At 47.2% G+C, this 20,486-nt stretch carries 28 protein-coding genes and 1 pseudogene; all 29 read left to right on the forward strand.

What is annotated here, in order from left to right:
• Window positions 1–132 (forward strand): Maff2 family mobile element protein (locus tag DWX26_RS07500; protein ID WP_118601176.1); only part of this gene is annotated, 132 nt, incomplete at its 5' end.
• Between the two features lie 113 nt (window positions 133–245).
• Window positions 246–914, forward strand: coding sequence for a response regulator transcription factor (locus DWX26_RS07505; RefSeq protein ID WP_117760452.1), 669 nt, complete (start codon window positions 246–248; stop codon window positions 912–914).
• Window positions 911–1,924: a sensor histidine kinase gene (locus DWX26_RS07510; protein ID WP_118601177.1), complete on the forward strand. Its 1,014-nt coding sequence runs from the start codon at window positions 911–913 to the stop codon at window positions 1,922–1,924. The genes DWX26_RS07505 and DWX26_RS07510 overlap by 4 nt, the downstream gene beginning before the upstream one ends.
• A 111-nt stretch (window positions 1,925–2,035) precedes the next feature.
• Complete coding sequence (locus DWX26_RS07515) at window positions 2,036–2,803, forward strand: ABC transporter ATP-binding protein (RefSeq protein ID WP_117760450.1); 768 nt, start codon at window positions 2,036–2,038, stop codon at window positions 2,801–2,803.
• Window positions 2,793–5,000, forward strand: a complete 2,208-nt coding sequence (locus tag DWX26_RS07520) for an FtsX-like permease family protein (protein WP_117760449.1) — start codon at window positions 2,793–2,795, stop codon at window positions 4,998–5,000. The genes DWX26_RS07515 and DWX26_RS07520 overlap by 11 nt, the downstream gene beginning before the upstream one ends.
• A 246-nt stretch (window positions 5,001–5,246) precedes the next feature.
• A pseudogene (locus DWX26_RS07530) lies at window positions 5,247–5,495 on the forward strand (CHAP domain-containing protein); the annotation flags it as partial.
• A gap of 137 nt (window positions 5,496–5,632) precedes the next feature.
• Window positions 5,633–5,827: a helix-turn-helix domain-containing protein gene (locus tag DWX26_RS07535; protein ID WP_173815393.1), complete on the forward strand. Its 195-nt coding sequence runs from the start codon at window positions 5,633–5,635 to the stop codon at window positions 5,825–5,827.
• Window positions 5,820–6,719 (forward strand): LysR family transcriptional regulator, encoded by a 900-nt coding sequence (locus DWX26_RS07540; RefSeq protein ID WP_022462153.1) that lies wholly within the window; start codon window positions 5,820–5,822, stop codon window positions 6,717–6,719. The genes DWX26_RS07535 and DWX26_RS07540 overlap by 8 nt, the downstream gene beginning before the upstream one ends.
• Window positions 6,720–7,067: 348 nt before the next feature.
• A complete protein-coding gene (locus DWX26_RS07550) occupies window positions 7,068–7,388 on the forward strand; it encodes an alpha/beta hydrolase (RefSeq protein ID WP_306665732.1) in 321 nt (106 codons plus the stop codon).
• A gap of 38 nt (window positions 7,389–7,426) precedes the next feature.
• A complete protein-coding gene (locus tag DWX26_RS07555; protein ID WP_118601178.1) occupies window positions 7,427–8,593 on the forward strand; it encodes an iron-containing alcohol dehydrogenase in 1,167 nt (388 codons plus the stop codon).
• Between the two features lie 34 nt (window positions 8,594–8,627).
• Entirely contained in the window at window positions 8,628–9,311 is a 684-nt protein-coding gene (locus DWX26_RS07560; RefSeq protein ID WP_055267971.1) for a flavodoxin, read from the forward strand.
• A 21-nt stretch (window positions 9,312–9,332) separates the two neighbouring features.
• A complete protein-coding gene (locus tag DWX26_RS07565) occupies window positions 9,333–9,581 on the forward strand; it encodes a hypothetical protein (protein WP_055267973.1) in 249 nt (82 codons plus the stop codon).
• A 197-nt stretch (window positions 9,582–9,778) separates the two neighbouring features.
• Window positions 9,779–10,777 (forward strand): aldo/keto reductase, encoded by a 999-nt coding sequence (locus DWX26_RS07575; RefSeq protein WP_330420930.1) that lies wholly within the window; start codon window positions 9,779–9,781, stop codon window positions 10,775–10,777.
• Window positions 10,778–10,794: 17 nt separating this feature from the next.
• Window positions 10,795–11,157, forward strand: coding sequence for a nuclear transport factor 2 family protein (locus DWX26_RS07580; RefSeq protein WP_055267979.1), 363 nt, complete (start codon window positions 10,795–10,797; stop codon window positions 11,155–11,157).
• Window positions 11,158–11,233: 76 nt separating this feature from the next.
• A complete protein-coding gene (locus DWX26_RS07585) occupies window positions 11,234–12,079 on the forward strand; it encodes an aldo/keto reductase (RefSeq protein WP_118601181.1) in 846 nt (281 codons plus the stop codon).
• A 13-nt stretch (window positions 12,080–12,092) separates the two neighbouring features.
• Window positions 12,093–12,650, forward strand: coding sequence for a flavin reductase family protein (locus DWX26_RS07590; protein ID WP_117760441.1), 558 nt, complete (start codon window positions 12,093–12,095; stop codon window positions 12,648–12,650).
• Between the two features lie 13 nt (window positions 12,651–12,663).
• Window positions 12,664–13,059 (forward strand): cupin domain-containing protein, encoded by a 396-nt coding sequence (locus DWX26_RS07595; RefSeq protein ID WP_118601182.1) that lies wholly within the window; start codon window positions 12,664–12,666, stop codon window positions 13,057–13,059.
• Window positions 13,060–13,084: 25 nt separating this feature from the next.
• Window positions 13,085–13,408 (forward strand): carboxymuconolactone decarboxylase family protein, encoded by a 324-nt coding sequence (locus tag DWX26_RS07600; RefSeq protein ID WP_118601183.1) that lies wholly within the window; start codon window positions 13,085–13,087, stop codon window positions 13,406–13,408.
• A gap of 338 nt (window positions 13,409–13,746) precedes the next feature.
• The gene (locus tag DWX26_RS17160; RefSeq protein ID WP_243030577.1) at window positions 13,747–14,115 is read left to right on the forward strand and encodes a RibD family protein; all 369 of its coding nucleotides are present in this window, start codon (window positions 13,747–13,749) and stop codon (window positions 14,113–14,115) included.
• 223 nt (window positions 14,116–14,338) lie between these two features.
• The gene (locus tag DWX26_RS07610; RefSeq protein ID WP_055267130.1) at window positions 14,339–15,193 is read left to right on the forward strand and encodes an aldo/keto reductase; all 855 of its coding nucleotides are present in this window, start codon (window positions 14,339–14,341) and stop codon (window positions 15,191–15,193) included.
• A gap of 14 nt (window positions 15,194–15,207) precedes the next feature.
• Window positions 15,208–15,312, forward strand: coding sequence for a flavodoxin family protein (locus DWX26_RS16865; protein ID WP_118601184.1), 105 nt, complete (start codon window positions 15,208–15,210; stop codon window positions 15,310–15,312).
• A 134-nt stretch (window positions 15,313–15,446) separates the two neighbouring features.
• Window positions 15,447–15,578, forward strand: coding sequence for a hypothetical protein (locus DWX26_RS17380; RefSeq protein WP_256372848.1), 132 nt, complete (start codon window positions 15,447–15,449; stop codon window positions 15,576–15,578).
• Window positions 15,575–16,090 carry a prolyl oligopeptidase family serine peptidase gene (locus tag DWX26_RS07620; protein WP_243030579.1) on the forward strand — a complete coding sequence of 172 codons (516 nt, stop codon included), beginning with the start codon at window positions 15,575–15,577 and terminating at the stop codon, window positions 16,088–16,090. Before DWX26_RS17380 ends, DWX26_RS07620 begins: the two co-directional genes overlap by 4 nt.
• The gene (locus DWX26_RS07625) at window positions 16,087–16,716 is read left to right on the forward strand and encodes a flavodoxin family protein (RefSeq protein WP_118601185.1); all 630 of its coding nucleotides are present in this window, start codon (window positions 16,087–16,089) and stop codon (window positions 16,714–16,716) included. The genes DWX26_RS07620 and DWX26_RS07625 overlap by 4 nt, the downstream gene beginning before the upstream one ends.
• Window positions 16,717–17,077: 361 nt before the next feature.
• Window positions 17,078–17,692 carry a class I SAM-dependent methyltransferase gene (locus DWX26_RS07630; RefSeq protein WP_117760435.1) on the forward strand — a complete coding sequence of 205 codons (615 nt, stop codon included), beginning with the start codon at window positions 17,078–17,080 and terminating at the stop codon, window positions 17,690–17,692.
• A gap of 1 nt (window position 17,693) precedes the next feature.
• The gene (locus tag DWX26_RS07635) at window positions 17,694–18,302 is read left to right on the forward strand and encodes a class I SAM-dependent methyltransferase (RefSeq protein ID WP_117760434.1); all 609 of its coding nucleotides are present in this window, start codon (window positions 17,694–17,696) and stop codon (window positions 18,300–18,302) included.
• Between the two features lie 44 nt (window positions 18,303–18,346).
• A complete protein-coding gene (locus DWX26_RS07640) occupies window positions 18,347–19,174 on the forward strand; it encodes an MBL fold metallo-hydrolase (protein ID WP_243030581.1) in 828 nt (275 codons plus the stop codon).
• Complete coding sequence (locus DWX26_RS07645; RefSeq protein ID WP_055267104.1) at window positions 19,171–19,872, forward strand: L-2-amino-thiazoline-4-carboxylic acid hydrolase; 702 nt, start codon at window positions 19,171–19,173, stop codon at window positions 19,870–19,872. Before DWX26_RS07640 ends, DWX26_RS07645 begins: the two co-directional genes overlap by 4 nt.
• Window positions 19,872–20,366 (forward strand): hypothetical protein, encoded by a 495-nt coding sequence (locus DWX26_RS07650; RefSeq protein WP_118601187.1) that lies wholly within the window; start codon window positions 19,872–19,874, stop codon window positions 20,364–20,366. The genes DWX26_RS07645 and DWX26_RS07650 overlap by 1 nt, the downstream gene beginning before the upstream one ends.
• Window positions 20,367–20,486 lie beyond the last annotated feature (120 nt).

Here is a 20,486-nt window from a genome sequence, read left to right on the forward strand (position 1 = left end):
TTTGAACAGGCAATTACCGTTCTTCAGACTCTCGTTATCGCTCTGGGTGCTGGGCTTGGTATCTGGGGTGTCATCAACCTGTTGGAAGGTTATGGAAATGACAACCCTGGCGCCAATGCTCATGTGCGATAAAGTAACACACAAAAATTTGATAGACAACCGCCCATTATTCCGTTACTATTCTTCAATATGGATTGAGAAAACCGCTCTGATACAGTATAATAAAGTGTCAGGGAGGTATCTTTATGAAGGAAAAAATACTAATCATTGAAGATGATTTTACGATACAAACACAGCTTAAAACTCTTTTGTCTGGGAATGGATATGAAGTATTTGCAGTTACGGATTTTTCCCAAACAATAGAGCAGTTAAAAGAAGCTGCGCCACATCTGGTTATTCTGGATATAAAACTTCCGGGGAATAACGGTTTTGAAATATGCTCTCAAATTCGCACCTTTTCAGATATTCCGATTGTATTTGTAACAAGCAGCAATACAGATATGGACGAACTGAACAGCATTATGCTGGGTGGAGATGCGTTTATCACAAAGCCTTATAATCCCGCTATTCTTCTTGCTAAAATTGCTGCATTGTTAAAGAAAGCCTACCGTTCCCCTCAAACAGAAATTTATATGTGGAGAGAAGCTACCCTGCATTTGGAGAGTAGCATGATAGAGTACAAAGGACAGAAAGCAGAATTGACAAAGAATGAATTGAAAATCCTCTACTACCTTTTTAAGAACTCTGGAAAAATCTGTTCCAGAAATGATATTGTGGATTTTCTTTGGGACAATCAGCTTTATGTTGATGATAACGCCCTAAGTGTCAATATTACCCGTATTCGCGACAAACTGGCAGCAATCGGACTTGTAGATTTCATTAAAACAAAACACAGGCAAGGATATACATTATGAGTGGAAAACAATATTTGAAAAATCAACTCCCCGTTATTTTAGTCAATTTGCTGGGTATGCTTGCCCTTGCTTTGTTCCTGATTGCAAGCGATAATTCTATCCAAACAGTCCTGTTTATTCTTGCAGTCTGGTCGATTGTCCTTGTTTTATCTTTGCTGGCATTTTATTTCTCACGAAAAAAATATCTGAATAAATTGCTCAATATGACGGAGCAATTAGAAGAACGATATTTATTGCCGGAAATCATGCAAGTGCCGGAAAGGGCTGATGAACAGGTTTTTTACCAGATTATGAAAATGGCTGAAAAATCTATGTTGGAACGGATTGGCGAAGTACAGAGGGAACGCAGGGAATATAAAGAATACATTGAACAATGGATACACGAAGTAAAAACACCAATTACAGCCATGAAGCTGCTGTGTGAGAATAACCGTTCTCCCTTTTCCAGAGAGGTATTGGCAGAGTTAGAGAATATCAATCAATATACAGAACAGGCGCTTTACTACGCCAGAAGTGAACACACTGAAAAAGACTATTCTGTCCGTGAAGTCAATTTATGCGATGTTGTGCATAGTGCAATCGCAGATAATAAGTATCTTTTGCGTCAAAGCAATATGTCAATTCAGATAGACGATATAGAAACAAAAGTTTACACCGATGAAAAATGGGTGCGGTTCATCTTAAATCAGATTATCGGTAATGCAATCAAATACCATGCAGAGCAGCCTATTTTGCACTTTGGGGCGACAAAAACGAATGACAAGATTGTGCTATCTATCAGCGATAATGGGATAGGTATTCCTAAAAGTGATTTACCCCGTATTTTTGAAAAAGGATTTACAGGTCAGAATGGGCGAACCGGGAAAAATTCTACTGGAATTGGCTTATATCTTTGCAAGCGTCTATGTGATAAACTGGGAATAGGACTTACTGCTTATTCCGAAAACAGAGGAACAACGATTTCACTTATCTTTCAAATGAATGATTTTATTATCGGAGTGCAGGGCTGATAGGTTCTGCACTTCTTACATTTTTGTAAGAACTGTGTAAGAAAACTTGATACAAAAAATGATATACTCCATTTACAATATAGGTATGGAACAGTTAAGGAGGTTTATCCGATGAATACAATTTTGAAGCTGGAGCATATCCAGAAATATTATGGCAATGAGGGGAATATTACCAAAGCCATTAAAGACATTAGTTTTTCTGTGGAAGCCGGAGAATTTCTCGGAATTATGGGTGCGTCCGGTTCTGGAAAGACAACGCTGCTAAACTGTATTTCTACGATTGATACCGTAAGTGCAGGGCATATTTTTTTAGAGGGAACAGATATAACGGAAATCAACCCAAAATCCCTTGCCCGCTTTCGCAGAGAGAATTTAGGTTTTGTATTTCAAGACTTCAATCTGCTGGATACATTGACAATTTCAGAAAACATTGCACTGGCATTAGCAATCAATAAAGTCCCTGCCGGGAGTGTAGAACCCAGCATTTTGGATATAGCCGGAAAGCTGAATATCAGCGATATGCTAAACAAATATCCTTATCAGGTATCGGGCGGTCAAAAACAGCGTTGTGCCTGTGCAAGAGCAATTATCAACAATCCGAAACTCTTATTGGCAGATGAGCCAACAGGAGCATTAGACAGCCATTCCTCACAAATGCTGCTGTCTACCATTCAAAGTATCAATGAACAGCTTAGGGCGACAATTCTTATGGTAACCCATGACGCTTTTACCGCCAGCTATGCCAGCCGTATTCTTTTTTTGAAAGACGGAGAAATCTTTATGGAACTGCGCAAGGGCAACGACAGCAGAAGTGATTTTTTTGATAAAATTCTGAATGTCCTTACCATGATCGGAGGGGGACAGAGCCATGTATGCTAAACTTGTTTTCAGAAATGCAAAACGGTCTGTAAAAGACTATCTGGTCTACATTGTAACAATGACAATCTGTGTTACCGTGTTTTATGCGTTCTTGTCTATTTCCAGTAGTTATTATAGCCCGGATATAGGCAGCGAGTATGATTTTACGCTGTTAAGTGACGGAATGAAAATTGCAATCTGCATGATAACATTGCTGTTGTTATTTTTGATACGGTTCGTCAATCATTATATGCTAAGACGGAAGCAAAAAGAGTTTGCTGTCCAGTCCATTATGGGAATGGAACAAAAAACCATTGGCAGGATTTTCTTTGCAGAAACACTGATTATGGGTATGTTTTCCATTTTGATTGGTATTTTTTGCGGTGTATTTTGCTCTCAATTCATTACCGCAATGCTCCTTACTGCTTATGGAAAGCCTTATGAAATCTCATGGACATTATTCCCGGATACCGTTTTGTTGACAGTGGTATTTTTTGTGGCAAGTTTTTTTGTGGTAGGAATTTTCAATACCCGTACCATTCAGAAAACAAAAATTATTGATATGCTTTCCGCAGAGAAAGAGAACGAACCAGAGCTAAAAAAGAGCCGCTTCATTTCTGTTGTAGTAGTCCTCTTTGAAGTATTTACCGTATGGGGATTGATTACAGGAATACAAAAGGTCTGGTTTTATTATGACACCCGCTTTGCGTTTCCGGTGCAGCTTATGTTTTGGGGAAATATTCTTTTTCCGCTGCTTACTTTGCTGTGGTCGATATTTTGCATAATTAGAAAGAAAAAAAGAGAATGTTTCATTGCCGGTTTGCTGATATGTTCTGTATTGAATGCTTTTACAGCAGCCAGCGTTGCAGCATTAACAAATAAATATTATCTGACTTTAGGTGGTGGAACGCTCAAACAATATCTGCTTTTTGTTGTGATTGACTTACTTTTCTTCATTTGTGCCTTCATTTATCTTACCAGTGGTTTGATTGTAGCATGGAAAGTAAAATCGCCGGAACATAGATACAAGGGAGAAAACCTGTTCTTTTTCGGGCAAATTATATCAAAACTAAATACAACCAGCAAAACAATGACGCTGATTTGTATAACCCTTGTCCTTGCAATCTTCATGTTTATTGCCGCCCCTATTTTGACGGGCTGGGCTTCAGGTTATTTGGATATGCGCTCTATGTATGATGTGCAGGTATATTCAAGATATAATGACGTATATGAAGAAGAAAATCTGCCGCAAGACAGTTATGAAATTATTACTGAGTTTCTGACAGAACACAAAATAGATACAGTTTATGATTGCACGTTCAATCTATATCTGCCAGAGAAAGATGATTTTCACAACAGACAGAAATATGATTTTCCGATTGTAGCAATTTCTTTGAGTGATTATAACACTATACGGGAAATGCTGGGTTACGAACAGATTTCTCTGGAGGAAGATGAATTTACAACACAATGGAAAGCAATCGCCACCGAGGAAGAGCGGGATAGCTTTTTGAAAGAACACACCAGCATTATGACAGACGCAGGAGAATTGACTCTTTCCGGGCAGTCCTATTATGAGGATCCGATTGGAGAAACAGCGTACAATTCCTATACAAATGTATTGTATGTACTTCCAGACAATATTTGTGAAAAGCTGTTGCCAGTGATAAAAAACCGATATATTACAACAACGGAAAATATCTCCTATGAAAATGCAAGGAAACTGGAAAAACTTTTTACAGAGAAGTATCCCGAGCAGGCAGAAACCGGGGCTATTTATGGCGTGCGTTTTAGCACACTGCAAATCAATAGTTCCATAGCAAATAACTTTATTTTACAGACTGCAATGATTTATGGTGCTGTCGTACTGATGGTTATATGTCTTACGGTACTTTCCCTGCAACAGCTTTTAGACGCAGGACAATATAAGTATCGTTTCTCTGTACTCCGAAAATTGGGGGTGGAAGAAAAGCATATCGGAAAACTTATCTTGCAACAATTAAGTGTTTGGTTTGGGCTTCCAATTATCACAGCAATCATTGTAGCTGCTGTTGTAATAGCTTACTTTATCCAAACCATATCAGCAGAAATTTCAGCCTATATTGGGTTTAGTACATTGATGTTACAAATAGGGGCAACAATGGGGATTTTGGCAATTTTATTGATTTGTTACTTCATAAGTACATGGATTATTTTTAGGCGTTCTGTTAATCCATAGTGAGTGCAATTTATAGCCTGCTGGTCATTACCGACACCATTCTCAACCGCGTTACCCTCAACTGGAAACGAGGCAAGCGCACCCATGTGTTCCTTGACGAGTTCCATGTGGTGTTTGAGAACGAGCAAAGCGGTGTGTTCTTCAACTCCGCATGGCGTCAGTTCCGTAAGCGCGGCGCATATCCCACCGCCATCACTCAGAACGTGGAGTACCTGTTGGACTCCGTGCAGGCCAACACCATCTCAGGGTGTGCCGTGGTTCCAGGAGCGCGGACTGTGGCAGGACAACAGCTATGAGCCGCGCCCTGGCGACATTATCTTTTTCGATTGGGATGATGGCGGCCAGGATGGTTCTTCCGACCATGTTGGTATCGTGGAGAAGGTGGAGAATGGCCGCATCTACACTATCGAGGGTAACTCCGGCGATAGCTGCCGTCAAAACAGTTACCCGGTTGGTTACTATGAAATCTATGGGTACGGAACCCCGGCGCATTAACTGACCAAAAGAAAAACCCAGCCGTTTCTGGCTGGGTACATAAAAGGTTCACAAAAAACAAGTTGAAAGACTTCGTTTATCCGGATATAATAATATCATAGATGTTTCAACGGAATAAGAAAACCGTGGAGGAAACAATGGATATTATGTCGGTAAAAGAAGCGTCTGAGCGGTGGAATATATCAGAACGCTGGATTCAGAAGCTCTGTGAAGAAGGGCGGATCGAAGGCGTGCAGAGATTTGGCCGGTTCTGGATGATTCCCAAGGAGGCGCAAAAGCCTGCTGATTTAAGAAAAAACAGAAAAGGAAGGAGTGATATTTCCCATGTATAACCCTCAATTGGAAACCTTCCTGTGTGTAGCGGAATGCGGTAGCTTCAACAAAGCTGCGGAGAAATTGTTTATTTCCCCCCCGGCAGTCATCAAACAGATCAATCTGCTGGAGGAAAATCTGGATCTGCAGCTTTTTGTGCGCACCCATCGTGGCCTTCAGCTGACGGAGGCTGGTAAATCTTTGGCACAGGACGCAAAATACATCATCCAATATTGCAAAGATTCGGTGACCAGGGCAAAAAATGTCATGAAAAAGAGCGAAGACATCATCCGTATCGGTACATCATCCATGACACCAGCTCAGGTTTTGGTGGATCTGTGGCCAAAACTGCAGGAGGAGTGTCCAGGAGTTAAATTCCAACTGGTGCCATTCGACAATACACCTGAGAACGCCCGGGAGATTCTGGCCAATTTGGGACAGAACATTGATGTAATAGCGGGTATCTTTGATGAAACAATGTTGAACCTGCGCCGCTGTGCCGGGTTGGAAATTTCAAAGGAACCTATCTGCGCGGCGGTGTCCATTCATCACCGGCTGGCGGGAAAAGACAGGCTCACCGTTCAGGATCTGTATGGCGAAAAATTCATGATGATGCGTCGGGAATGGAGCCACTATGTAGATTTGCTACGAGATGATCTTTGGAAAAACCATCCGAAGATCCAAATTGTGGATTTTGACTTTTACGATGTGAATGCCTTTAACCAGTGCGAAAACAACGATTGTGTGCTGATGGCGGTGCCCAAGTGGCAGTACGTCCATCCGCTTTTGAAAATCTTACCCGTGGATTGGAGTTACACAATTCCCTATGGCCTGCTCCATTCACCAGATCCTTCCCCTGTAGTCAAGCAGTTTCTAAGGGCGGTGCAAAAAGAAACTGGACGGGACAAGTGATAACCAAAAGGTAAATACTACATAACGAAACGAGACTTCTGTGGAAGTCTCGTTTTTTTTATAATGAAATCAGAAAAGGAAGAGAGGCAGGTGACAAAATGAAGGTGCAAGGAATTCTGGTAGCTACGGTTTGTCTGTTGCTGTGCTTCACAGGATGTGCGGTTCCTGGACAAACAGAGACAACTTCTTCCGGTGAATCTCACTCGGCAGAGAGCACCGCATCTTTGGATGATGCAGATTTTCAGCAGGAATCAGCCGGCTTTGCGCCTAAGGATCAAATGACAGAGCCATTTACTGGAAGTTGATACGAAAGGATACTCTCTCTGGGGCGGTTCAGCCGGAGCCCGTATGGCAGCGTGGCTTGGGTCCTATGGCCCGGCGGCATTTGGAGGGGATGATCTTCTACAGCCGAGTGCAGTAATTATGCAGTACACGGGCCACAGTGATTATATGGAAAACGATCCACCAACTTTCGCCTGTGTGGGAGAAAGCGATGGCATTGCAAACTGGCGAACCATGGAACGTCGCCTAACCGCCATGAGTACCCTTGGTATTCCAACGGAGTTTCATCATTATCCAGGACTGCCCCACGGATTCGGATTGGGAACCAGTACTGTGGCGGAAGGATGGCTTGATGAGGCTGTTGCTTTTTGGAAAGCTCAAATGTAACCGATGATTCATGAAATTTTAAGAAAGGAAGTATGGATATGAACAACTTTATTTTTCAAAACAGCACGAAGGTCTATTTCGGCAAGGGCTGTGTGAAGGAATATCTGACCTGTCTGACAAAAAATGCGCAGACCATCCTGCTGGCCTATGGCGGCGGCAGCATCAAGCGCAATGGTGTCTACGATGAAATCACAGGCATTCTGAAAGGCGCTGGAAAGACCATCGTGGAGTTCTCCGGCATTATGTCCAACCCCACCTACGACAAAGTGCAGGAGGGTGCGAGGCTGGCACGGGACAATCAAGCGGATATGATTCTGGCCGTAGGCGGAGGCAGCACCATGGACTGCTGCAAAGCTGTCTCTCTGGCTGCCCGGTATGACGGGGACATCTGGGAGGATTTCTGGGCTCACCCCGGCGTCATCGACTTTGATCCGCTGCCTCTGGGTGTAGTAGTTACTGTGGCTGGTACTGGCAGCGAGTGCAACGGCGGCGCGGTAATCACCAATGAAGAGAGAAAGATAAAAACAGGGCGGGATTATCCGGCTCTCAATCCCCGATTTGCTCTGATGGACCCCACCTATACCTTTTCTGTACCCAAAAAACAGATGGCATCTGGTAGCTTTGACATCCTCAGCCACATCATGGAGACCTATTTCAGCCAGCCCAATGAGGACAATGTTTCCGATGACATCATGGAGGCACTGATGCGTAGTGTGATCCGAAATCTGCGTGTTGCCATGGACAGCCCGGAGGATTACACGGCTCGGTCCAATCTGATGTGGGATTCCACCATGGCGGAAAACCGACTCATCAAGATGGGAAAAAAGTGCGACTTTGAATGTCACAACATGGAGCACCAGCTGGGCGCTTATACCAACTGCAACCACGGCTGTGGTCTGGCGGTGATCCATCCGGTGTATTACCGTCATGTGTATAAGGAAGGCTTAAGCAAGTTTGTCCGTTTTGCCGAAAATGTATGGGGAATTGAGCGTGATGGAAAATCCGATGAAGCGTTGGCTCTGGCCGGTATCGATGCCCTTTCCAGCTTCATTCAAGAGATTGGCTTGCCAACTACCCTCAAGGAGCTGGGCGCACAAAAGGGGCAACTAAAAGAAATCGCTGATTCCTGTGGTATTTCCCAGGGCAGTTATAAGCCTATGACCCATGAAGAGATTCTGGAAATTTTCCATGAATGCTATGAATAAGAGCCCCGATTAATACAGGAAAGGAATGCTCATTATGAAAAAACTGACTGCAATTTTCTTGTGCTTTGCAATGGCGTTGAGTCTCGCTGCTTGTGGAAACACCACATCTTCCACAAATGAATCCAGTACGCCGGAATCTTCCGTTCCCCCTGCATCCGGTGAAGCAAGCGACACATCGTCCACCGCCGCCAGTCAGGAACCGGCTTTCCAGGGGGAAACCGAAGTGGAGGCTGGTAACACACTGGTAGTCTACTTCTCTGCTACTGGCAATACCGAACAGGCAGCTACTTACATTGCAGATATTACCGGCGGCGACCTGTTTGAATTGGAACCTGCTGATCCTTATACGGACGAAGATTTGAACTACAACAATGAGGACAGCCGGGTTTCTCAGGAATATGCGGATGAGTCTTTGCGGGATGTGGAACTGGTGAGCGACACGGTGGAGAACTGGGACAGCTATGATACTGTGTTTATCGGTTATCCCATCTGGTGGGGAATTGCTGCATGGCCGGTAGATACGTTTGTGGAAGCGAATGACTTTACCGGCAAAACAGTGATTCCATTTGCCACTTCGGCAAGCTCCGGTTTGGGTGAAAGCGGACAACTGCTGGCAGAACTGGCTGGAACCGGAGACTGGCAGGAAGGAATGCGTTTCCGTTCCAGCGTTAGTGAGGGCGATATGCAGGAATGGCTGGATAGCCTGAGCCTGTCATAACAATCAGGAAGGAGGACCCCTATGAAGCGTATTTTTCCCTTTTTTCTTGCAGGAATACTTCTTTTAAGCTTTTCCGCTTGCAGCAGCGAGACTTCGGGGCCTGACCAGGTTTCAAGTACAGAATCTTCCACAGTCCAGCCCCCGGAAACAGATTCGGATGCAACACAGTCCTCTTCCAATACCATGAAGCAGGAAACAGTCAGTCCCAACTCAGATAGCAATATTCTGATCGCCTATTTCACTATGCCGGAAGATGTAGATGATAACTAACAACACGGGTTGCCTCATGACTATCCGTATAGCAGGAGGTTCTTCCGCTTTCGGGGAGAGCCTGCTCTTTTCTGAAAATCTCAAGGAAATATACCGGAATCCGAAGAAGCTAAAACCTTTGACTTATCACTCCATAACCAATGGAGACTTCTGTTTTTTTCGCAATGGATTACAATAGAATCACAAAGGAGAGAAAGATGATGCAGATGAGAACACTTGGCACTGATTTGAACGTATCTGCTGTAGGCCTGGGGTGCATGGGCTTTTCTCATGCCTACGGTGCGCCTACGGAGGAAGCAGAGGCTGTCCGTCTAATCCGTCGCGCCTTTGACTTGGGCTATACTTTTTTTGATACCGCTGAGGTGTACGGTACCGCCGACGCCCCCCATGTAAATGAAACGCTGGTGGGCAAGGCACTGGCAGATGTAAAGAATCATACGGTAATCGCCACGAAATTTGGCCTGCGGTTTGACCAGGAGAGCGGAAAGGTTCCATTGCCTCTGGTGGCGGATTCCCGCCCGGAGACCATCCGCAAATCTGTGGAAGGATCTTTGAAACGGCTCGGAACCGATCACATTGACCTGTATTTCCAGCACAGAATCGACCCCAACGTAGAGCCGGAAACTGTGGCGGAGGTGATGGCTGATCTGATCCAGGAAGGCAAAATTACTCACTGGGGCATCTCGGAGGCAAATGAAGACTACCTGCGGAGGGCTCATGCCGTGTGCCCGGTGACGGCGGTACAGAACCGATACTCTATGATGGCACGGCATTATGAACCGTTATTCCCCATTTTGGAAGAATTGGACGTGGGCCTGGTGGCTTTTTCCCCTATGGCCAATGGTTTCCTCACCGGGCAATATGACAAGGGGCAGCGCTTTGATGCCGCCACCGACTACCGTGCTGCTATGCCCCAGTTCACTGACAAAGCTGTGGACCAAAATGCCGCACTTTTGAAACTGCTCGCAGATATGGCTGCGGAAAAAGGAGCAACCTCGGCCCAAATCTCCATGGCCTGGATGTTGTGTAAGCACCCGTGGATTGTACCCATCCCTGGCACTCGCAAGGAAGATCGCATGAAAGAAAATGCTGGGGCCGCATCTGTTTTTTTGACGCCCAGTGAGGTGCGCGCTCTGGACGACGCACTGGATCATATGGATATGTCTGCGGTATTCGGTGGAACGCCTTTAAAATAAACGGAAGGAGTATGCTCATGAACGAAACGCTACTTGATATATCTCGGCAGTTTTGGGAAGCTATGGAACACGCCGACGAAGTGGGGATGCGAGCCTGTGCTCATCCTGACTGCAACTTTGTCCATATTGGCATCACCTGCAAACTGGACAAGGAAATCGAATTTTACACCAGTGGGGCCTTTCAACCTACGAATATTACCTTCCACAGTCAGAAGGCTGAGTTGTTTGGAGATACCGGAGTGGTGCTTACTGACTGCGATTACAGCCTACTGCTGGACGGGAAGGAAACCACTCACCACTTTATGGTGACGGAAGTGTACACCCAGGATGAAAAACGGTGGAAGTTGGTCACTTTTTCCTTTACGGCATTGGTGTATTGAACCGCCAGCCACAAATTTTGGTAAACACTGTTTGTATCGGTACAAATAAGCAATCACTTTTTAGGAGGATTTATTTATGGAATACGCAACTTTGAACAACGGAATCAAAATGCCCATGGCAGGCATTGGCACCTTTTTGCTTACCCCGGATGAAGCGGAGACATCCGTCCTCTCCGCTCTTCAGTGCGGATACCGCCTGATTGACACGGCCAATGCCTATGTGAACGAAAAAGCCGTTGGCCGGGCTATGAGGAAATCTGGGATTCCGAGAGATGAGATTTTTCTGGAAACCAAACTGTGGCCCAGTTTTTATGAGCAGGAAGATGCGGTAGAAAAAACGCTCCAGCGCCTGGGAACCGACTACATTGACCTGCTGCTGATCCACCAGCCCGCAGGCAACTATATCGCAGGTTACCGGCTTATGGAGAAAGCCTACAAAGAGGGCAAGGTGCGCGCCATTGGCCTTTCCAACTTTACCCCGGAGCAGGTGCAGGAGATTCTGGACATCTGCGAGGTAAAGCCTGCCGTGCTCCAAACAGAGGTGCACCCCTACTCGCAGGAGAAAGAACTGAAGGCATTTCTGGATAAAGAAGGCATCGTCATCCAGGCATGGTATCCTCTGGGGCATGGAGACAAGGCGCTGATCCAGGAACCGTTGTTCACGGAATTTGGCAAAAAGTATGGCAAGAGCAATGCCCAGATCATCCTGCGCTGGCACATTCAGGCCGGCAATATCGTGATCCCTGGCTCCAAGAACCCGGCCCATATCAAAGACAATTTCAACCTGTTTGACTTTGCGTTGACAGATGATGAAATGGCTAAAATCACTGCTTTGGACAAGCAGAAGCGATATTACACCAGTACACCGGAAATGCTGAAGAAGTATGCGGAAATGGTTCCGCCTGTAGACGAGCAGAAATAAGGAGGGATTCGCAATGCGTAAGAATTTTGGAACAAAATCCTGGTTTTATCCGCTGCCGGTGCTTGTGATCGGCACCTATGATGAAAACGGCAATCCTGATGCCATGAATGCCGCATGGGGCGGCCTGTACGATGCAGACAAGGTAGTACTGTGTCTGAGCGCTGATCATAAGACCACCAAGAATATCCAGGCAAAGGGAGCGTTTACCGTCAGTTTTGCTGACGCTGCCCATGCGGTTTCTGCGGACTATGTTGGCATGGTGTCCGCAAATAATGAGCCGAAAAAGATGGAGAAGTCTGGCTTCCATTGCACCAAGAGCGAATCGGTGGATGCGCCCCTCATCGATGAGCTGCCGGTAGCTCTGGAGTGCAAACTCCTGAAAGTGAGCGAGGACGGCAACATCATCGGTCAGATTGTGAATGTGAGCATTGACGAAAGCGTATTGGACAGCGATGGGAAGCTGGATATGAGCAAATTCCAGCCCATCTCTTTTGAGCCAGCCAACAATGGGTACCATGTGCTGGGTGAGCGTGTGGGCAATGCGTTCAGCGATGGCGGCAAGTTGAAATAAGGGGGCGAATGATATGAATAAGGAATTTCACAATCTGTTCCCGCAGGGCAGTCCCAACACGGTGGCCGGGCAGTATTTCAGCGGGGCCAGTTATCTGTGCCCCCTGAGTGATATGGGCGTGTCTGTTTCCAACGTGACCTTTGAGCCCAGTTGCCGGAACAACTGGCACATCCACCATAACGGCGGTCAGATCCTTCTTTGTACGGCGGGTCGGGGTTATTATCAGGAGTGGGGCAAATCCGCTCAGGAATTGAACCCTGGAGATGTGGTTAACATTCCGCCCGAGGTAAAGCACTGGCATGGGGCGGCTCCTGACAGTTGGTTTGCCCATATAGCGATTTCCGTTCCAGGTTCCAAAGCCGAGTGGCTGGAGCCGGTAGATGAAGCAGAATATACTAAATTAAAATAAATCCGATAGAAAGGATGGGATTATCATGGATAAAGTAACAGCAGGCAGAGATGCCATGAGCAAATTTGCCCCTAAATTTGCGGAATTAAACGATGATGTCCTCTTTGGAGAGGTTTGGTCGCGAGAGGATAAGCTCTCGCCCCGTGACCGTAGCCTGATTACCGTCTCCGCCTTGATGGCCAGCGGAATTCTGGATACATCCCTTCTTCATCATATTGAGCGGGCCAAGGCCAACGGTGTAACCGCCACCGAGATGAGCGAGGCATTGACCCAGCTTGCTTTCTATGCTGGCTGGCCCAAGGCGTGGGCGGCTCTGCGGATGGCAAAAAATGTCTATGGAAAGGAATAAGATGGAACACCCTTTTGTTGTGTGCCATATGCTCACTTCTCTGGACGGAAAGATTGACGGTACGTTTTTCGGTGTGCCTGAAACAGTTCCGGCGATAAAAGCCTATGGGGAACTGCGAAGTTTTTACGGATGTCAGGCCACCTTATACGGCACAACTACCATGCTGGGGGGATATGCCGAGGGAAAGGTGGGGCAGCTACCCACTGTGATGTCCACTCCGCCCCGAGCGGATTGGGTAAACCCGACAGGCAAGGCCATGGGCAATTTCATTGTTGCAGTGGACCCACAGGGTCAGCTGGCCTATTCCGGATTGTCCATCGAAAAAAAGGGCCGCCCATGTGATCGAGGCGCTGACGGAGCAGGTGGCTCCAGAATACCTGTCTTATTTACAGAATCAAGGGGTTTCCTATCTGTTTGCCGGCGAGAAACGACTGAACTGCACTCTGCTTTTGGAGAAACTGCATCGACTGTTTGGCATCAACAAACTGATGCTGGCGGGCGGCGGGATCGTCAATGGATCGTTTTTGGCTGAAAATTTGGTGGACGAGTTGAGTCTAGTCATTGCCCCGGTAGCCGACGGCGGCAACGGTGTCAGTTCCTTTACCCAAGTTGATTTTCTGCCATCCTGGCAACCGACTGCATTTCATCTTAAAGAGGTGCAGACAGTTGTACCGAATGTGTTATGGGTGCGCTACACCCGGCCATAAACGGGCATATTCGTCTAATCAATAGAATGATTTTACAAGGCAGGGTATCTGTTTCAACAGGTACCTTGTTTTCGTATTAGTGGAAAGCTAAAGGTTAATACTTTATAACGAATCGAGACTTCTGTAATCTTACAGAAACCTTTACAATAGAATCAGAAACAAAAGATTATCCAGGCAATGCCTGGAGAGGTGTTGTGAAACCACAGAAAGGAAGTTATCTATGATGGAATATGTATTATTGAATAACAACGTTAAAATGCCAAAACTGGGATACGGCGTTTTCCAAGTCTCGAACGAAGAATGCGAGCGCTGTGTACTGGATGCAATCTCAGTTGGGTATCGCGCGATTGATACCGCTCAGTCCTACGGAAACGAGGAAGCGGTAGGCAATGCTATCCAGAAATGTGGCGTACCCAGAGAGGAATTGTTCCTCACCAGCAAGATCTGGATGTCCAACGCCAGTTATGAAAAGGCAAAGGCATCCATCGACAAATCCCTGCACAAGCTGAAAACCGACTACCTTGACCTGATGCTGATCCATCAGCCTTTTGGAGATTATTACGGCGCATACCGAGCCATGGAGGAAGCATACAAAGAGGGAAAGCTGCGGGCTATTGGCGTGTCCAACTTCTACCCGGACCGACTGATCGATCTGTGTCAGTTCGCAGAAATTGCACCCATGGTCAATCAGGTGGAAACCCATGTGTTTCAGCAACAGCGAACTGCGCACGAATACATGAAAAAGTACGGTGTGCAGCACGAGGCATGGGGCCCCTTTGCCGAAGGGAAGAAAAACTGTTTTACCAACCCTGTACTAGTTGAAATTGGCGAAAAGTACGGAAAAACGGCTGCACAGACTGCCCTGCGGTTTCTGATCCAGTCCGATGTAGTCGTGATCCCAAAATCCACTCACAAAGAGCGGATGGAACAGAACCTGGATGTATTTGACTTCTCCCTGAGTGAAGCAGATATGGAGGCCATCCGCACTCTGGATGAAGGAAAGAGTCTGTTCTTTGACCATTACGATCCTTCCACAGTGGAAATGCTCACCAATATGGGCAAAACGCGAATCGTATAAAGGGGGAAAGCCCAATGAGCAGGATACTGGTTGTTCACTACTCTGTCTCCAATGGGAATACCAGAGAAATCGCACACCAGATGGCGGAGTACATAAAGGCAGATTTGGCTGAAATTTAGACAGTACCGGATGTACGGCTTTCCCTTCAGCTGAAGTGCATCTGGAAGAAACAGTATCCTCTGAGCCATCGGAAACAATAAAACCGGAGACTGATGCAGCCAGTGCCATCTCCTCTGGCGAGGAAAAATCGTCCATGAAAACAGGGATTATTGCAGAACAGATTCTGGAGGGCGAAACGGGGACGATCCATTACAGATATTATCTTCCGGTTCGAACCTGGACGGGGATGGGTTCCTATGCTGGACGCAGCTTCAGGAGGATATGATCGTTGTGTCTGCTCAGCTGACGGATTGGCATGATACGTCGGCTCGGCAGGCCATTGAGCTGACGGAATATTTCCTTGCTAACTTTTCTGTGGATGTGTCTCGGGTGTATGCTGCGGGCTATTCCGCTGGCGGGGAAACCATGTCCCAGGCAGTATCTATGCGCCCGGACCTCTATGCAGCCTATCTCCACGGAGCATCTCAGTGGGATGGGGACTATGCGCCCATTGCGGAAAATGGCACGGCTGTCTATATTTTTATGGCAGAACATGATGAGTATTATGGTTCCCAGCGGGCATGGAGTGCTTACAACAGTCTCCATGATGCCTATGAGGAAGCTGGATGGAGCGAGGAGCAGATCAGCAATGTTCTTCAGATCCAGACACCAAATGACGAATGGTTCGCTCAGCGGGGCGTTACCAGCAATTATCATGGCGGCGGCAATGTGGTTTTTGGGGAATATGATGTTTTAAACTGGGTCTTGTCTCACACCAAGGAGGAGAATGAATCATGAAGGTATTGCTTGTAAATGGCAGCCCTCACCGGGAAGGCTGCACCTATACAGCACTGTGTGCGGTGTCGGAGGCACTCAATCAGAACGGGATTGATACCGATACGTTCTGGATTGGCAATAAGCCGATTTCCGGCTGTATCGCCTGTCACAAGTGCAATGACCGCAATCGCTGCGTGTTTGAGGATACGGTAAACGATTTTTTGTCATTGGCAGAGGATTATGATGGCTTTGTATTTGGAACGCCGGTCCACTGGGCAGGAGCTGCCGGTGCAATCACTTCTTTTCTGGACCGTGCTTTTTATGCCGATTTAAACGGAGGCGGCAGACGATTCTATTTGAAACCTGTAGCGGCGATTATGTCGGCTAGACGAGCCGGAACGACGGCTACATGGGATCAGCTGAACAAGTATTTTGGTCTGATGCAGATGCCTATTATTACGTCTCGTTATTGGAACATGATGCATGGAACAACACCGCAGGAAGTAATGCAGGACCGTGAGGGCCTTGCGACTCTTCGAACACTGGGTCATAATATGGCTTATTATCTCAAGTGCAAAGAGGTAGGCAGCAAGCTGGTGCCTCTGCCCCCGGAAGAACCGTGGGAAATGACAAATTTCATTCGATAAGGAACCAATAAAGGATAGGAGGTCAACCCCAATGCAAAGCAAAACGATTGGAAAAATCATCGTGGATCTTGGCATGACCGTCCTTGCAAAAAAGAAGTGAGCATGATATAATATGGATAAGAAAGCAAAAGTCACCGCAATGGTGTGAAAATAGATTTTGGCTGTTTCCATAAGGAGTAGATCGAGAGGCGTTATCCTCAGTGGCTGAAAATACAGATGTGAGATGCTTGCAGCAAGCTATTTGTATAAGCCGAAAGGCCGCAGAAATGCGGCTTTTCCTAAATACGTGAGTTAGCCGAACCTAACGTATCAGCGTGCACGTGCTGATTAGATAAATCTAACTATAAAAGGAGAGACAGCAATGCGAGAACACAAGAATTTCTGGGACAGAAATGCAGGTCTGTATGACTGCTTTATGCGAAAAGACAGGGCAGTATACGAGAAAATGTATGAGCTGATCCGTCCGGTCGTGAAAGACAAAACAGTGCTGGAGGTGGCTACCGGAACGGGACTGATCGCCAAGCACATCGTAAAAGCAGCGGCACACATCGAGGCGACGGATGCCTCTCCGGAAATGATTACAGAGGCCAAACGGGGGAATTACTCTGCGAAGCTGCGTTTTTCCGTGCAGGATATGTTTTCTCTGCCATACGCGAGCAAATCATTCGATGTGGTAATCGTATCAAACGCACTGCACATTGTGCCTCAGCCAGAAAAATCATTGCGAGAGATCAAACGGGTGCTGAAGGATGACGGTGTGCTGATCGCGCCTACCTTTACGCACGCAGAAAACTCATTTCCCGGCAAGGTCAAAGCCTTTTTCATGAATCTGGCAGGCTTTCCTCTCCACAGCAAGTGGACGAGTGAAGAATACCTAAAATTTCTGCAACAGAATGATTGGACAGTGCGAAAAAGTGTTGTTCTAAAGGCCTCTTTTCCGCTGACCTATACGGAATGTGTGAAATCGGAGGTGTGATATGTCCTTCTTTGAAAACACCCGCAAGCCCGTAGGCTTTAGCGGAAAGATCATGGTTGCTATGATGAACTTTGGGCACAGCGCAATGGCAGCGTGGGGATTGCATTTTTTGCAGCCTGCCCCGGATGCCATGGTGCTGGACTGCGGCTGCGGCGGTGGAGCGAACATCAAAACGCTGCTGAAGCTGTGTCCCAAGGGCAAGGTGCAGGGCATCGACTATTCAGCAGTCAGTGTAGAAAAAGCGCGAAAGGTCAATGCAGGTGCCATTGCAGCAGGGCAGTGTACTGTGCAGCAGGCAAGTGTAGCAGAGTTGCCGTTTGAAGCGGAGCAGTTTGATGTAGTGACCGCATTTGAAACGGTCTATTTCTGGCCGGAACTTGCGCAGAATTTCAGAGAGGTCTATCGGGTGCTGAAGCCCGGCGGGACTTTTTTCATCTGTAACGAAGCAAACGGTGAAACAGCAAAAGACGACAAATGGACGCAAATCATTAACGGTATGACCATCTATACGGATGCTGATCTGAAAGTGTATCTGGAGCAAGCAGGCTTTGGCAGGGTTCAGAGTCACAAAAATAAAAAGGGCTGGCTGTGTGTCACAGCACAGAAATGAGGTGCGATCATGTCGAAAAGGCAACGGAATTTCAAAGAAAAGCAATGAGCTGGATGTACCGGGGCAAGGAAATCTTCAAGCCTTTGAACACCGGCTGGATCGACGAGAATGTTGCCTGCGTGCGCGAATGGGTGGCGAACATCTTCTTCTACCACAAAGGCGATACGACCATTATGGTCGATGCGGGATATAACTACGACCGCCTTGCCGAAAAAATGAGCTGGCTTGGGATTGATCCGAAGTCGATACACCATATCCTTATCACCCATCAGGACACCGACCATGTGGGTGCGGTGGAAGCAGACAGTCCGGGGCTGTTCCGGAATGCGAATCTGTACATCGGCGAGATCGAGAACCGGTATCTGATCGGAGAAACACGCCGCAAGGTTATTTATCATCTCTATAAGCTGCCGCAAGTGACCATCTACAACGAAAAGCAGCTGCTTCACGATGGAGAGGTCTTTGATATTGACAGCGTCAGGATCGAGTGTTTTCTGGTTCCTGGTCATACATGGGGACATATGGTCTACCTCATTGACGATAAGTACCTTTTTACCGGCGACACGCTGTGGTTTGGCGCGGACGGCGGCTACAGCTTCATTTCCTCGCTGGCGGAGGACAATAAGCTGGCTGTGCAGTCACTGGCGGAGCTGGAGCGGAAACTGCGCGCACGTGGGCTGCATCCATATTTCATCACCGGTCACACGGGATGGACGGACAATTTTGCCTTTGCGTTTGCCCACAAAGACAAGCACTGTTCACCATTCAAAAAACGAGTACATGACCCATCGGCACCCTATGATGCCTACGACGAATCGGACGACACCGAAGAAAATGCAAAGAGCGGTTTTCTGAAAGGCGTGGGAAGATGAGGGACAGCGAATTACAAATTGACCGTAGCTGCCATGTGCTATATTCCAAACCCTGCAAAAAGGAAATTCTGGCGAAAATCACTCTGCACTATCCGGAGGTGGAGCGCGAGGCGGTCTGGGAGCAGGTGCAGCTGAGATACGCAGAGCTTCTTTCCAAGTGGCGCACCGACCTCGGCGGTAAAAAGAATTTTCACAACGGCGTAGGCGGCACCTACGACTGCATCGCCATCATGAGCTATTATGTGGTCTGCAAAGCAATTACTTCGTTCCGTGAAATTGAAGAGATGGAGGAAAATCTGATCCTGCCGACCTTCCGCAAGCTGAAATTCGTGGACTGCAACAAGCCGTTCTGGAGGAAGCTGATGTACAGGGCGTTTGTTCGTGCGAAAAGCGGCTGCGACAAATGGCACGATTACGAGATGTCGGTTGCGCCTTACGAAAACGGCAAGCCTATTTATTATGAGTTTACGTCGTGTCCGGCGGCGGAGTTCGCCATCCGGCACGGTCTTACGGACATCATGCCCGCCCTGTGCAATGTGGACTATGCGTCCATGGAACTGCTCCATGCCAAGCTGGTGCGAACGACCACCTGCGTGGACGGCTGCCGATGCGACTACACCATCTGCGGCGATAAAGACCCGTACTTGAAGGGACATCCCGAATACCGGGATGAGGCGGGATTCAGGAGGAATCGGTAATGCTTTTACAGGTGATTTTGGAAGGCATCGGGCTGGGCGTTCTGCTCATTTTGGTTTGCGCCATCGGTATCTGCAAGGGCGCGGTGGGCATGGTGCATCTTTACAGCCAGGAGGTGCAGGAGCGGTGCGTAACGCTGGGACTTACAACACACGCGAAAATCAAGCGAAATGCTTTGATTTTTAAAGCTGTCTGCGTCCCCGGATACATCGCCTATGTGCTGGTCTGCGTCTATGCGCTCAACGGCGCAAAGGGCTTCGTTCAGGGCTTCTGGCAGCTGCTGGTCATACTGTCCGTTATGAATCTCATAGACCGATTTTGGGTTGACGGCTATTGGGTAGGACATACGAACGCATGGGAAATTCCGGGAACGGAAGACCTGAAACCCTACATTACAGCCAAGGATAAGGGCAAAAAGTGGCTGTTCGGCACAATTGGTATGGCGGTCATTTCGGCAGTACTGGCGGCGATTATGATGCTTTTTATGAAAATATGAGGTGATAGAAATGCTGCTTCAAACATATGGCGACAGGAGGAATCCTGCCGTGCTGTTCTTTCATGCAATGGGTGTGACAGGAGCGAGCAGCGAACCGATTGCGAGGTATTTGCAGGATCG

This window comes from Blautia sp. AF19-1 (assembly GCF_003479155.1).
Classification (GTDB): domain Bacteria; phylum Bacillota; class Clostridia; order Lachnospirales; family Lachnospiraceae; genus Fusicatenibacter; species Fusicatenibacter saccharivorans.

Coding starts and splice junctions, on each gene's coding strand:
- DWX26_RS07505 (WP_117760452.1), top strand. CDS start 246: ATGAAGGAAAAAATACTAATCATTGAAGATGATTTTACGATACAAACA.
- DWX26_RS07510 (WP_118601177.1), top strand. CDS start 911: ATGAGTGGAAAACAATATTTGAAAAATCAACTCCCCGTTATTTTAGTC.
- DWX26_RS07515 (WP_117760450.1), top strand. CDS start 2,036: ATGAATACAATTTTGAAGCTGGAGCATATCCAGAAATATTATGGCAAT.
- DWX26_RS07520 (WP_117760449.1), top strand. CDS start 2,793: ATGTATGCTAAACTTGTTTTCAGAAATGCAAAACGGTCTGTAAAAGAC.
- DWX26_RS07535 (WP_173815393.1), top strand. CDS start 5,633: ATGGATATTATGTCGGTAAAAGAAGCGTCTGAGCGGTGGAATATATCA.
- DWX26_RS07540 (WP_022462153.1), top strand. CDS start 5,820: ATGTATAACCCTCAATTGGAAACCTTCCTGTGTGTAGCGGAATGCGGT.
- DWX26_RS07550 (WP_306665732.1), top strand. CDS start 7,068: ATGGCAGCGTGGCTTGGGTCCTATGGCCCGGCGGCATTTGGAGGGGAT.
- DWX26_RS07555 (WP_118601178.1), top strand. CDS start 7,427: ATGAACAACTTTATTTTTCAAAACAGCACGAAGGTCTATTTCGGCAAG.
- DWX26_RS07560 (WP_055267971.1), top strand. CDS start 8,628: ATGAAAAAACTGACTGCAATTTTCTTGTGCTTTGCAATGGCGTTGAGT.
- DWX26_RS07565 (WP_055267973.1), top strand. CDS start 9,333: ATGAAGCGTATTTTTCCCTTTTTTCTTGCAGGAATACTTCTTTTAAGC.
- DWX26_RS07575 (WP_330420930.1), top strand. CDS start 9,779: ATGATGCAGATGAGAACACTTGGCACTGATTTGAACGTATCTGCTGTA.
- DWX26_RS07580 (WP_055267979.1), top strand. CDS start 10,795: ATGAACGAAACGCTACTTGATATATCTCGGCAGTTTTGGGAAGCTATG.
- DWX26_RS07585 (WP_118601181.1), top strand. CDS start 11,234: ATGGAATACGCAACTTTGAACAACGGAATCAAAATGCCCATGGCAGGC.
- DWX26_RS07590 (WP_117760441.1), top strand. CDS start 12,093: ATGCGTAAGAATTTTGGAACAAAATCCTGGTTTTATCCGCTGCCGGTG.
- DWX26_RS07595 (WP_118601182.1), top strand. CDS start 12,664: ATGAATAAGGAATTTCACAATCTGTTCCCGCAGGGCAGTCCCAACACG.
- DWX26_RS07600 (WP_118601183.1), top strand. CDS start 13,085: ATGGATAAAGTAACAGCAGGCAGAGATGCCATGAGCAAATTTGCCCCT.
- DWX26_RS07610 (WP_055267130.1), top strand. CDS start 14,339: ATGGAATATGTATTATTGAATAACAACGTTAAAATGCCAAAACTGGGA.
- DWX26_RS16865 (WP_118601184.1), top strand. CDS start 15,208: ATGAGCAGGATACTGGTTGTTCACTACTCTGTCTCCAATGGGAATACC.
- DWX26_RS17380 (WP_256372848.1), top strand. CDS start 15,447: ATGAAAACAGGGATTATTGCAGAACAGATTCTGGAGGGCGAAACGGGG.
- DWX26_RS07620 (WP_243030579.1), top strand. CDS start 15,575: ATGATCGTTGTGTCTGCTCAGCTGACGGATTGGCATGATACGTCGGCT.
- DWX26_RS07625 (WP_118601185.1), top strand. CDS start 16,087: ATGAAGGTATTGCTTGTAAATGGCAGCCCTCACCGGGAAGGCTGCACC.
- DWX26_RS07630 (WP_117760435.1), top strand. CDS start 17,078: ATGCGAGAACACAAGAATTTCTGGGACAGAAATGCAGGTCTGTATGAC.
- DWX26_RS07635 (WP_117760434.1), top strand. CDS start 17,694: ATGTCCTTCTTTGAAAACACCCGCAAGCCCGTAGGCTTTAGCGGAAAG.
- DWX26_RS07640 (WP_243030581.1), top strand. CDS start 18,347: ATGAGCTGGATGTACCGGGGCAAGGAAATCTTCAAGCCTTTGAACACC.
- DWX26_RS07645 (WP_055267104.1), top strand. CDS start 19,171: ATGAGGGACAGCGAATTACAAATTGACCGTAGCTGCCATGTGCTATAT.
- DWX26_RS07650 (WP_118601187.1), top strand. CDS start 19,872: ATGCTTTTACAGGTGATTTTGGAAGGCATCGGGCTGGGCGTTCTGCTC.